The organism is Citrobacter sp. Cpo103 (genome assembly GCF_030332605.1).
GTDB lineage: Bacteria > Pseudomonadota > Gammaproteobacteria > Enterobacterales > Enterobacteriaceae > Citrobacter > Citrobacter portucalensis.
This window is the reverse complement of sequence record NZ_JAOWHO010000034.1, coordinates 213,312-226,203: the sequence shown is the minus strand read 5'-3', so window position 1 is coordinate 226,203 and position 12,892 is coordinate 213,312. Positions and strand designations below refer to the sequence as shown.

General features: G+C 48.7%; 10 protein-coding genes. All 10 read left to right on the top strand.

Features of this window, described 5'->3' with window-relative positions:
- Nucleotides 1-711 (top strand): putative type VI secretion system effector (locus OGX89_RS16610; RefSeq protein WP_286560804.1); only part of this gene is annotated, 711 nt, incomplete at its 5' end.
- A 158-nt stretch (nucleotides 712-869) separates the two neighbouring features.
- Nucleotides 870-1,136, top strand: coding sequence for a PAAR domain-containing protein (locus tag OGX89_RS16605; protein ID WP_126957947.1), 267 nt, complete (start codon nucleotides 870-872; stop codon nucleotides 1,134-1,136).
- Between the two features lie 6 nt (nucleotides 1,137-1,142).
- Nucleotides 1,143-2,294 carry a hypothetical protein gene (locus OGX89_RS16600; RefSeq protein WP_126957945.1) on the top strand — a complete coding sequence of 384 codons (1,152 nt, stop codon included), beginning with the start codon at nucleotides 1,143-1,145 and terminating at the stop codon, nucleotides 2,292-2,294.
- Between the two features lie 4 nt (nucleotides 2,295-2,298).
- Complete coding sequence (locus tag OGX89_RS16595; protein WP_126957943.1) at nucleotides 2,299-5,715, top strand: ImcF-related family protein; 3,417 nt, start codon at nucleotides 2,299-2,301, stop codon at nucleotides 5,713-5,715.
- A complete protein-coding gene (tssA, locus tag OGX89_RS16590) occupies nucleotides 5,712-7,310 on the top strand; it encodes a type VI secretion system protein TssA (protein WP_126957941.1) in 1,599 nt (532 codons plus the stop codon). The genes OGX89_RS16595 and tssA overlap by 4 nt, the downstream gene beginning before the upstream one ends.
- Nucleotides 7,311-7,332: 22 nt before the next feature.
- The gene (gene tssF / locus OGX89_RS16585) at nucleotides 7,333-9,099 is read left to right on the top strand and encodes a type VI secretion system baseplate subunit TssF (protein ID WP_126957939.1); all 1,767 of its coding nucleotides are present in this window, start codon (nucleotides 7,333-7,335) and stop codon (nucleotides 9,097-9,099) included.
- A complete protein-coding gene (gene tssG, locus OGX89_RS16580) occupies nucleotides 9,060-10,148 on the top strand; it encodes a type VI secretion system baseplate subunit TssG (protein WP_126957937.1) in 1,089 nt (362 codons plus the stop codon). The genes tssF and tssG overlap by 40 nt, the downstream gene beginning before the upstream one ends.
- Nucleotides 10,123-10,656 (top strand): type VI secretion system lipoprotein TssJ, encoded by a 534-nt coding sequence (tssJ, locus tag OGX89_RS16575; protein WP_126957934.1) that lies wholly within the window; start codon nucleotides 10,123-10,125, stop codon nucleotides 10,654-10,656. Before tssG ends, tssJ begins: the two co-directional genes overlap by 26 nt.
- Nucleotides 10,656-11,099, top strand: a complete 444-nt coding sequence (gene tssE / locus OGX89_RS16570) for a type VI secretion system baseplate subunit TssE (RefSeq protein ID WP_126957932.1) — start codon at nucleotides 10,656-10,658, stop codon at nucleotides 11,097-11,099. Before tssJ ends, tssE begins: the two co-directional genes overlap by 1 nt.
- A 1-nt stretch (nucleotide 11,100) precedes the next feature.
- Nucleotides 11,101-12,441 carry a VasL domain-containing protein gene (locus OGX89_RS16565; protein ID WP_164562484.1) on the top strand — a complete coding sequence of 447 codons (1,341 nt, stop codon included), beginning with the start codon at nucleotides 11,101-11,103 and terminating at the stop codon, nucleotides 12,439-12,441.
- The last annotated feature ends 451 nt before the right edge of the window (nucleotides 12,442-12,892 follow it).

Below are 12,892 nucleotides of genomic sequence, written 5' to 3'. Positions count from 1 at the left end.
CTGACGCACTATTTTGACACCAAAGCCTATCCGCAGACGTGGGAATATTTCAGTAGACTGGATGAGAACATGGCGTCTGCTGCGATGGTGCTGGCCTCGACGGGGTCAGCGGCAACGGCACAGGGCATGGTGGCGAGCAATGAAGACAGGGTTCCTTCTTCGGCGTGGTACGTTACGGGCGAAATCAATGGCCGGCAGTTTTCAGGGTGGCTGGGCGCGCCCTATTGCCGGGAAGGTGAGGAAGTGGAGCTGATTGCCGCGCCGGTAGGAGAGGAGTATCTGGTATATGCCCTTATCCGGCCGCATGCACGCTCGCTGACCATGCCGCCGTGGTGCTACCAGGGAATACGACGGGCACGAATAGACGCGATGAAAGTCCCCATTTCGATCGTTATTTTGTTAATTATTACGATGTTGGTAGTGTTTATTTACCAGGATGGCTGGGTTGTTACTGAAAAAATAGTGAGCGGGGTAACGATGTTTCTGACCATGGGAACCTTTCTGTATATCCTGCCCGCAATATGGACGATCTGGCGACGACATCCTTTTCCGAAAGAACAGCTGACGGAAGAGATATTGACTGTTGCTGGCTGGGATAATGTGACCAATATTGATTTGCGAAGATTAAAACGCAGAAGAATAAAACAATTCAAAAAAAATGGAAAATCTGTGCGGGTAATGACATCAGGATGGTGGTTTTTTTACTATTAGACGAATTTTATTTGTGGGTTTAATTTTTAAAATAATATTTATTACCAGGTAAGATGTTATTATCTGATCTTTATCTGATTATATAGATATGTTGGATAATCTTTCGTTTTTTCAAAAAATCACATCTGAATAGTTATATTGTTTTATAGTGAGGTTTTATGTTTCTAGGCTTGGTCAGACTCAATGATCCATTAAGTAGTGGCGGTAAAGTAATTTCCGTTTCATCAACGATAATTATCGATGGTTTAGGTGTCGCATTGCTTGGTGATACTGTTATATGCCCTATTCCATTTCATGGAGTAAATAAAATAATCCAGGGGTCTACAGAGTGGATCTCAGATGGAAAACCAGTAGCTGTGCATAAATGCATGTGTCAATGCGGTTGTTATGTCATCTCAACTCTTCCCTGTAGCGGGATTTGGTAAGTTAAAATGAGTTGGAATATTCCAGGTAAAAAGAAAATACAACCCGTACCTTCTATAAGGTGGGGGCGTGATGGTAGTGTTTTTTTCTCATTGTTAATAATTATTATTCTGCTATTTACTTTTTTTTATTATATTACACATAATAGTGATTATTTTTATTATGCTTTTGCAATATCGCTAAGTGTTTTTTTAGTATTCATTATATACTTAGGACTTAGGTTATTTCAACTCGGTGTATCCCTTGAAAAAAATGAAATGATATCAACGGAAAGTTCTAATATTGATTATGAGTGGTCTGAATGGGCGTCTGATTATATAAGTATTGTAGATTACAGTTATCTCTTTCCAGAAGAATCGCAGATACCTCATTTACTTGAAGTCAATGAGTTCAATGCCATTGGAGCCAGGGCGTTACATTTTCCAGAATCGATTAATTCTACTGTTTTATTCCATGAGTTATTGGCTCCCATGAGAGCTAGATTAATTGATATTACTTCTGAAAAAGGTCTGGTTATTAGCTTTATTGTTGGTCAGATGTCAGGGACTTCAGCATGGCAGTCTTTTTTATTGGCATGGAAACGACTTGGGCTCTCTGATGATATAATTAAAAATAGTGAATTTATCTTGCATGATTATGTATTAAATATTAATGAATGGCTAAGTGTTACAGAGGATAAATTCAGATTAATTATTGTAGGGGAAAAATCAACGGAAATCAAAGATAATCACCATAGAACGGGTGATGGGATGTGTGCTTTTCTTTTTGCTCCGCCGATGTTAGTTAATCAGAATAATATTTTCGAGAAAGCAAGATTGTATAGGTCTATCTCTACGAATGGAGGTGAACTGCTCAAAGACCTTAACGATCTTATTTTTTATCAGGCCAGGGTTGGGATAATAGACAATTTATTGATAGGCAAACATAGCGATAAAAAAGATGTGGCTAAGGTGGCAGTTCTTCTTAATGAGCATAATAACAACCTTGAGCAATATTATGCAGAGTTATATATCGGCATTCACGGAGAGTTTGATATATGGATGATGTTAATGTTCTCTTTGTTAAATGGACAAAACGTGAGTGCTGTTGATCTAATATTATCGGAATCGGATGAAAGAATTATATTGTCGAGGGTTAAAAAAATTAGAAATCAGGAATAGATATATGAAGAAGTCCACCTTGTTGCTGCTATTTGGTCGGTTATGTATTTTAGTTGTCGTTGGTTTGATATGCTATGTAGTTCTTTTTTACTACGGAGAGTATTTGGGGGTGAGGACCCAATCAACAAGGATAATAGTCGTTACAACTGTTTTAATAGCACTATGTTATATTTTTAAATTATGGCAGTTGAATGCGCTGAAATCAGTATTGATATCGTATGTTCCATTGTTAAAATATAAATCAATTGTTTATTCTTTTTTGCCATGGAAATCAGCTGATAAGACAAATGTTGGAAATAATATAACTACCACATTGGATAGTAATATATTCATTAACTTCCATACTACACTTAAAGATAACTATGGCCGCCTCTGGCGCGCCAAAACGCGTATCCTGCTGGTGATGGGGGATGCCTCCCAGGTTGATCAATTAGTACCTAAACTCACCTCTCAACGCTGGGTTGAAGGGGATGGCGTGGTGTTAATGTGGGGAGGTACGCTCACTGAAGCGCCAGATGCCTCGTTGTTTGATGCGATACGCAAGCTGCATCGGCGTCCGCTGGATGGGATTGTATGGGTAACCCCCACTTTTCAGCACCAGGATACACTGGTTCAATCGGCACCTGTTGTCTCTTTAACCGCAGAACAAATAGATAATGCCGCCCGCCATCTTCAGGCTGTTTTTACCACGCTCCGCTGGCGAGTACCGTTATACCTTTGGTCGCTGAATGGCGCTCAATTCGTCCGGGATGACGTAACCCTGCACTCTGCGACATGTTTGTTCCCTGCAGGATGCACCACGGCTTTATGTCGTTCGCAGTTGACCTCGTTGGCAATGCAGATGGCGGAGCAGGGTACGCAGCAGGTTACGCGCAATATCCGCGATAATTTCTTACTGAAAATGGCTAATTTGCTGATGCCTGGCGCAGAAGCCATCAGCGAATCGTTGTCCACTTTTTTCAGCCCGCATCGGCCTCTGCCGCTGGCGGCGGTAATCCTGAGCCAGTATGCGGAAAATACTTCATCGCACGTCGCGCATGCCTGGATGCGTGATGAGCGCTGGCGTGCGCTGCTTGATTCACTCCCTGCGTTACCTGCTGAACTTAAGGCACAGCGTACAGGCCGTTCAGGGATGCGCGTGCTGGCAGTCGGTACAGCCGGTTTGATGCTGCTATGGGGAGCGGGAATGGTGGTGTCTTTCCTGGCGAATCGCACTCTGATTGGCGAAAGTCTGGACCAGGCGAGCCTGGCAGGCGGTGCGGATAAACCGCTCGCCGAGCGTCTTACGGCGCTGTCTGCTCTGCAGCAAACGCCAGGCATGCTTCGCTGGCGTCAGCAGAATGGGACGCCGTGGTACTACCGTTTCGGCTTAAGCCAAAATGATGCTCTGCTGGATGCACTATGGCCGCGCTATACGCGTATCGCTATTCCGCTCCTGCGTGATGAAGCCGCCCAACATCTTACCCAGGAATTAACGGCTTTAACCCGACTGGCTCCAGACAGCCCGCAGTTTGCCGCCCAGGCAAAGATCGCCTACAACCAGTTGAAAATGTATCTGATGCTTTCGCGGCCTGAGCAGATGGAGGCGTCATTTTTTAGTCAGGCGCTGATGCAAGACTGGCCGGAGCGAGCGGGTATTTCGCGCGCATCATGGCAGGGCGTTGGCCCTGGGCTCTGGCAATTCTGGGGAGAAAACCTTCAGGCGCATCCTGAATGGAAGATAGCAGCCGATAAAAATCTTATTAGCCAGGTGCGAACGCTGTTAATTCGTCAGATGGGGATCCGCAATGGCGAAGCCGCCCTGTATCAGAAAATCATTGAACAGGTAACGCCGCATTACACCGATCTTCGTCTGGAAGACATGACCGGCGATACCCGGGCAGAGCACGTATTTTATACCCACAGTTCGGTTGCTGGCGTGTATACCCGCAAAGCCTGGGAAGAGGAGGTTTTGCCCGCCATTGAGAAAATCGTAAACAACCGTCGGGAAGAAATGGATCAGGTGCTGGGAGATGATACGCATTCTGCAAGTGACCCTCTCTCTCCACAGGCCTTAAAGGTGCGTCTTAGCGAGCGTTACTTCACGGATTTTGCCGACAACTGGCTGGATTTTCTCAACAGTATTCGCTGGAAGCGCACCCAGACGCTAAGTGATGCTATCGATCAACTCACGTTGATTGCAGATATCCGTCAGTCTCCTCTGGTTGCGTTAATGAATACGCTCGCCGTTCAGGGACGCACAGGGTTAACCGGAGAAGCGCTGTCGGACTCACTGGTGAAGTCGGCAAAGGATCTATTTAACACCAAAGAAAATCAAACCATTGACCAACATGCGCGGGAAGAAGGCCCTATGGCGAGTACCTTCTCGCCAATCCTGGCATTAATGGATGAACAATCGGCTGGGCAGGATATCAGCCATCTGAGTCTGCAAACCTACCTGACCCGGGTAACGCAGGTCAGGCTGAAACTCCAGCAGATTACTAACGCTGCCGATCCGCAAGGCATGAGCCAGGCCCTGGCGCAAACGGTGTTTCAGGGTAAAACCATCGATCTCACCACCACGCGTGACTATGGCAATCTGGTGGCTGCCAGTCTGGGACAAGCATGGAGTGGATTTGGTCAAGCGATGTTTGTTCAGCCACTGGAGCAGTCATGGCAGCAGGTGTTGCAACCCACCGCGGCGGGCTTGAATGCGCAATGGAAGGCGCTGATTGTGAATGACTGGAACAGCGCATTCGGTGGACGTTATCCGTTTCGCGATGTTGGCAGCGAGGCTTCTCTGCCGCTGCTGGCGCAATATCTGCGAAGCGATAATGGCCGAATCCCGCATTTTCTTGAAAGTCATTTAAGCGGTGTCCTGCATAAACAGGGAAGTCACTGGGTTGCCGACACGGTGAATGCTCAGGGGCTGGAGTTTAATCCGGCGTTTCTCGAGGCGATGGATCAGCTCAGTCAAATTGCGGATGTCGCATTTATTCGTGGGGAAGCCAGGATGCGCTTTGAGCTGCGTCCTGGAACGGCGCGCGACGTGATGCAGACTGACCTCGTGTTGGATGGACAGAAACTCACCTACGTTAATCAGATGCCAGCGTGGAAAAACGTTGTCTGGCCTGCTGATACGCAAGCGTCAGGGGCAACCCTAAGCTGGGTGAGCACCAATTCGGGAACCCGAATCTACTCAGATAACCCCGGTACCTGGGGGTGGATCCGACTGCTTGAGAAAGCGGAGATAACCGATAACGCTGGCGTGAGCAGCGGTTTTAACCTGCGCTGGACTGCGCAGGATGGATTGCCGCTGAACTATACCCTGCGAACGGAAGCCGGTGAAGGTCCCCTTGTATTACTCAAACTCCGCGATTTTGAACTACCAGAAGCAATTTTTGTTGTAAGCGGCAATATTTCCTCAGAGGAAGAAGAATGAGCGCTCTGAAACGTCTACTGGCCGCCAGCACGGCTTCGCCAGATGAACAACAGCAACTGATGGAACAGGCGCAAACGCAGACTGCGCTATGGCAAAACTGGCTATTGCCCATTTCAGCTGCCAACCCCGGTGGTGAAGATCCAGGCTATGACGATGATTTTCAGCATATGCGAGAGGAGGTGAATAAACTTTCTGGCGCACAAACGGATCTCATCATTGAGCTTGCGGAAAAAATCCTGATCCACACCTGTAAGGATGTCCGTGTTGTCACGTACTACACATGGGCGCGTTTGCATCAGGATGGTGAGTCCGGCCTAGCGGATGGTCTGATTTTGCTGGCTGGCCTGATGCAGCAATATGGCGATTCTCTCCATCCTTTAAGAGCCAACAGCTATAAGGCCGCCCTTGAATGGCTGGCAGGCGGGAGGATGCTGGATAGTCTGGCGCGTTTTCCCGAAGTTTCACGACCTGACGCGCAACGGATCGCCGGTGCGCTGATGCTGCTGGAGCAGCAGTTTAGCCAACGAGAAGGGAGCATTCGTCCTGGGCTTGGGGCGTTGTATAGCGCGCTGGAGAACCGTCTGGCCCAATCTGGCGGGGCTCAGGCATTGGTGCCGCAAAATATCAGTACCCAAGCCAGTAGGCACAGCGCAGAAACTCCTGTCCTTAAAAGTATTACCTCTGGACGTGAGCTGCTGGAGCAGGCACGAGTGTTGGCGAAATACTTAAGCGATCAGCCGGATGGCTGGCTGGCGGCGCATCATTTGATGAAAAGCGTGCGGCTCGATACGGTCAGCCAGCTTCCACCGCCAGATGGCGCCGGACGTACGCGCCTGGTACCGCCCAAGAGTGATTATCGCGCGCAGCTCAAACGTCTGTATTTGCAGCAAAGCTGGACCGAACTGATTGAGTTAACGGACAGCTTATTTGTTGAGGGAGTGAATCATTTCTGGCTGGACGTGCAGTGGTACCTTCATCAGGCATTAATGAGGGCGGGATCGCCTTGGGATAAAAATGCCGGGATTATTATCAGCGATCTGAAAATGCTGCTACATCGGATGCCGGGTCTGGAAACGCTGGCGTTTAACGATGGGACTCCCTTTGCCGATGATGTCACGCGTGAGTGGATAGCCCGTGACGTGCTACAGGAAAGTGACTGGCATACTGAAAAAGTCGCTGCGGCTAGTGCAGGAACGGACGACGATATTCTGCTTCTTGAAAGCGAAGCTTTGACGTTAGCGGATAGCGAAGGCGTTGAAGCCGCGCTCGCCTGGGTTCAGGCACGACCAGGTATTGTTTCACGTCGACAGCGTTGGTTACGCCAGCTGTTGATGGCCCGTCTGACAGAACAATGTGGGCGCAACGATCTCGCGCTGCATTTGCTTGGGGAATTGAATACTACAGCACACTCTCTCACTCTCAAACAATGGGAGCCTGAGCTGCTGTTTGAAGTTAAAGCGCGACGGCTGAAACTTTTGCGTTTAAAAGCCAGCCGCAGTGAAAGTGACAAAGCGCGTCTGGCACCAGAGATGGACTCACTGTTGTCCGGTTTGGTCGCCATTGATCCCGCCAGAGCCGCCGTTTTGTGCGGTTAAAACAAAATAAGCGAACTGTAAAATGGAAGATTTAACTCTGCGTTATTATGACGCGGAAATGCGTTATTTAAGGGAAGCGGCAAAAGAGTTTGCGCAGGCGCATCCGGATCGTGCAGCGATGCTGGATCTGGATAAAGCCGGCATTCCCGATCCCTATGTGGAACGGTTATTTGAAGGTTTTGCATTTTCGATGGGGCGATTGCGCGCCAAAATAGACGATCATCTCCCTGAATTTACCGAAGGGTTGATGAGTCTGCTGTGGCCACATTATTTACGTACCATTCCCTCCTTAAGTATTGTCGAGCTTTTACCAGATATTGATGTGCTAAAAATGAGTGAGCGGATTAACGCGAAGTTTGGCGTATTGTCACAGCCCGTTGGCCCTAAAAAAACGGTATGTCAGTATCGTACTACTCAGCCCGTCACACTTAATCCGCTGTCTGTCGCGGCGGTGAAAATCGATGCCGAACCTGATGGGCGCTCGGTCATCCGTATGCGAATAAAGTGCAATCCACAGATGGACTGGTCGCAAACCGATCTGACGCGTCTCAGCCTTTACCTCAGCGGTGACGCGCCGGTAACTCACGCGTTGCACCTTGCTTTGACAAAGCGTCTGGCTTCTCTTTATTTGAGACTCCCCAACAGCGTAGAACGTATTCGACTGGAGGGTTTCTTTTCCCCGGGTGGATTTGCCGATGAAGACTGTTTGTGGCCAAAAGGCGATACGGCGTTTGGCGGCTGGCAATTATTGCTTGAGTATTTTACGTTCCGCGAAAAATTTATGTTTGTCCATCTTAACGGTCTGGAAGAAATATCGTTTCCTGCGGGTATAGACTGCTTTGAAATAGAAGCGGTACTGACTCAACAGTGGAGTTCTGAGCTTCCTGTGGGGAGTGAAAACATCCGTCTTCATTGCGTTCCGGTTATTAATCTTTTCACGATTGAGGCCGATCCGCTGGTAGTTAATGGTCTGGAAAGCGAATATTTGCTGCGTCCGCGAAGGTTGCAGGATGGCCACACGGAAATATATGCAGTCGATGCGGTTTCAGGTTCACAGCGAACGCGTAACGCCGTTTATGCCCCTTTCACCAGTTTTCGCCATAAGGGAGGCATGATGCGCCGTAACGCACCTGGGCGTTATTACCATACTCGTGTCAGACGCGGCGTATCCGGATTATATGATACATGGCTGATCCTCGGGGGAGATGCCTGGGAGCGGGATCGCCTTGCTGAGTATGAAACCTTGTCTTTGAAAGTGACCGGAACAAACGGTCAGCTACCGCGGCGAGCTTTGCAAAGTACATTGCTCAATCGTTGTGAGCAGATACTCCAGACGCCGCTTGCCGTGCGCAATCTGTGTAAACCGACGCTACCTGCTTACCCTCCCGCTGAGGATCGTTTTCACTGGCGAGTGTTGAGTCACCTGGGATCCAGCTTTCTGAATATGATGGCCAGCGCTGAAGTGCTTAAAGGAACGTTGTCTCTCTATAACTGGCAGGATGATGAACTTAATTATCGTCGTCTGGATGCGATCATGGATGTTCAACAACATGAAATACAGCGCTTTGAAAAAGGATTTCTACTCCGTGGTGTGGACATCGAAGTAACGCTTGATGAAAACGGATTTACAGGCGAAGGCGATATTCATCTGTTTGGTGAAATGCTTAACCGCTTTTTTGCATTGTATGCGGATATTCATTTGTTTAATCAGCTTACTTTAATCATACAGCCGGCAGGGAAAAGCTTGCGATGGAAAGAGAATCACAATCAGCGACTACCCGGTTGCTAACGAGCCTTGGCGAACACCTACCCCGTACTAATTTTTATCGTTTCTGTCAGTTGCTGGAACAGTGGGATCCACAAGCGCCCTGTCCCGGAAGCCAACAAAGCCCACGTTTCGATACCATTCGTTTTCGCCCTCATCCGGGGATGGGATTCCCGGCGGGTGAAATAAAAAGTGCAGAATATGATCCGCAGCAACCCACACTTCCACCAACGGTTCGTGTCACTTTTATGGGGCTGTATGGCGTGGAATCGCCGCTGCCGACAACCTATCAGGATGATATTGCCCAGCGTCAGGAAGGTGCGGACGTTGCCGCTGAGTTTCTGGATATTTTTAACCATCGCTTAATTACGCAGTTTTATCGAATCTGGCGTAAATACAGCTATCCAGCGACTTTTCGCTCAGGCGCGACAGATGAGACTTCACAATATTTGCTGGGGTTGACTGGGCTGGGAATTCAGGGGTGCGCCACACAAACAGCTACCCCGATATCGCGCTTTTTGGCGCTGCTGGGAATAATGAGAATGCCAACGCGTACGGCAGAAGGTATATCCGCGCTGGTTTCTTTATTATCGCCAACAACAAATACCACCGTGACCCCTCATGATAAACGCTTAATCCTGCTGGATAAGGCGTTAAAAATGAGTGTGCGGCAACCCGTTAGCCTCCATTCTCGTCCGGTGATGGGAAGTAGCGCCGTAGATATTAACAGTCAGGTGCTAATTACGCTTACAACGGACGTTCCCGATGAGGCTCGCGAATGGTTACCGGGTGGCCAGCTTTACCATGATTTTCTCGCGCTGATGCACGTTTATTTAGGTGCCAGAGTGAATGCGAGACTGCAATTACGCATTCCTCGATCGGTGCTTCCGGATGCTCATCTTACCAGTAATAAAAGTGAGCACGCAGTTCAGCTTGGCCGCACTGCTGTGATGCGTCTGGATAACCAGGAAGCGAAGAATCAATTTATAACAATTAAGCTTGGGCTTTGGCAGAGCCTTACTCAACATGTTCAACGGAGGGAAGCCGATGAGACTGGCGATTATCGCTATTAATTTTGCCGTAATAACCGGAATGGTCAGTTTAGTTACTGGGTGTGGTCTGACACAAAAAGTATCTGAAGGTACCGTGTCATTAACGAAGTCGATTTTTTATAAGGAAATTAAAACCCTGCATTTGGATCTTTCCGCCAGAGAAGCCGCAAATAAAAATGCGCAGGGCATAGCGCTTTCGACGGTCGTGCGTATTTACCAACTCAAAGATCGAAAAGCATTTGACTCGGCTAATTATCAGTCCTTATTTGCGCAAGATAGTACGGTGGTGAAAGCAGATTTATTGGCTCAGAAAGATGTTAGGGTACGACCAGGTGAAAGCGTAGCTGTCGATATTCCATTCGAAAACGAAGCGCAATATGTTGCCGTGGCGGGAATGTTTATTTCTCCCGATCAGTCTGAAGATTCATGGCGTGTGGTATTACGTCGTGAAGATCTCGATCCTGATAAGGCGCGAGTGATTGAATTAAATTCTCAGGCTCTGGTTCTCCTGATGCCGGAGGATGAGTAATGATTAAACAGCCTTCTCTTTATGACATCTTGCTGGGTAATTTTTCCGGTGGTTTTCCTTTGCTCGCAGTCAGCGAAAATACGCAGGTCATCTTGTCCGTCCTCGATAATATGCAGCGCATTTTGAATACTCGTGCCGGTAGCCTCAAACATTTACCCGATTATGGTCTGCCGGATATGACCAAAATCCTCCAGGGTATGCCGGGAACAGCACATCAGCTTATCAGCACGCTTTCTCAGGTTTTGTTGAAGTATGAACCGCGACTAAAAGACATTAAGGTAACGATGCAGGAGCAGGAAATGCCGGGGCATTTGCGTTATTCCATTGATGCGGAACTTCATGATCTTGGCATTGTGCGCTATGGCACTGATTTTACCCCTGAGGGGCGGGTTCTTATTCGTCATCTTAAGAAGCAGGGGTGGCTTGAGACGGGAGTGTACTGACATGGAAAAGAAACGCATCAGCACCGGCGGCGATCCGCGTGCTTTCACGGAGTTTGGTCAGTTACGCGATGAAATCAGCAAGCTGACTCACCCCGCACGCCCGGATGTTGACTGGCAAAAGGTGGAACAGTTAAGCCTGGCGCTGTTTCGTCATAACGGAGTCGAACTGCAAACACTGGCCTGGTACACCGTCGCCAGAATTCGTAGCGCAGGTTTGGCTGGGCTAGCCGAAAGCGCGGAACTGCTGGAGGCATTACTGACGCATCACTGGAGCGTAATATGGCCGCAGCAAACCCATGCCCGCGTTGAAATATTGGCATGGCTGTCAGCTCGTTTACAGCAAGAATTACGCACGCTAACGTTGTCATATGCGGATTTATCAATGGTATATCGGGTTGAGCAGAGTCTGAAACATGTCTGTGAGGTGCTGCAACGCCTTGAGTTAAAAACGTTAAGTAAACTAGACGCTGTCGTTACCTGGATGCATAACGCAGCTTTACGCCTGGAGAAGTCTGAAGCGGATTCGGGATCCACCGCTGTGATGATACCGGCTTCAGGTACGACTAATCACGCTGAGACGTCTTTGCCACAGTTGGTCTTTGTGGTTAATGAAGCATCGTCGCCCGATCAATCAAGCGCAGCGGAGTTTGCTACTCAAAGCGTTCATCGACCCCGGCGAATGTGGTTGGGATTCGCCATCGGTGTCATGGCTACGGCAGTGGTGAGTACAGGCACTTTTCTTGGTATCAGCCCTATGTGGGACGACAGATTTGAACTGGTTCAGCCATTGCCACGGGGGCTGACACCTGAACAATTGTCCACATTGAAACATTCCTCAGATTTGAAAGAGAAGAAACAGGAATTAATCGCCGCAACGCAAGGGCAATTGGACGTTTTACATCGCCTGTCACCTTTGTGGTCAAGAGAATATGCCGCATCATTAGCACAGCAATTAGTCACCCTGTGGCCGGAAGAATCGCAGACTACGGTATTCGCCAGCGGATTACAGAAACAGTTAAACACGGAAGCGTTGCCGGAAAGTGCTCTGCAAAACTGGCATCATGCTCAGCAGGGGCTGGAGGCGTTAACTGCCCAGCTAAATTCGCTTGATGAACGTAAAGGTAAATATCTGACGGGTTCGGAGCTGAAATCAGCCATTTTCACTATCCGCCGCCAGCTTGACCAATCGCCGCCGACAGAAGAGTTATTGCGTCAAATTGATGAGGAGTTAAAAAAGCAGGGAAGTGTATCACCCGCTTTGTATCAGCAACTTGATATGCGGATTAATCAGCTTCTTAATCGTTATGCGCTGTTGAAACAAAGTTCGGTGAGGAGAGAATAGTGACTATTCTCCAAAAGCAAAAACCCGCCTTTTGGGCGGGTTCTTTGAATAGTGGTGCCCGGACTCGGACTAACGCTGTAAGCGTTGAACAGCGCGCTTGTCGCGCTGGCCCCGAAGGGGTGAGCCGCTGGCGGCGAATAATCGAACGAAGTTCGATGAAGAGTCCGTTTCGCTAAAAGCAAAAACCCGCCTTTTGGGCGGGTTCTTTGAATAGTGGTGCCCGGACTCGGACTAACGCTGTAAGCGTTGAACAGCGCGCTTGTCGCGCTGGCCCCGAAGGGGTGAGCCGCTGGCGGCAAATAATCGAACGAAGTTCGATGAAGAGTCCGTTTCGCTAAAAGCAAAAACCCGCCTTTTGGGCGGGTTCTTTAAATAGTGGTGCCCGGACTCGGACTAACGCTGTAAGCGTTGAACAGCGCGCTTGTCGCGCTGGCCCCGAAGGGGTGAGCCG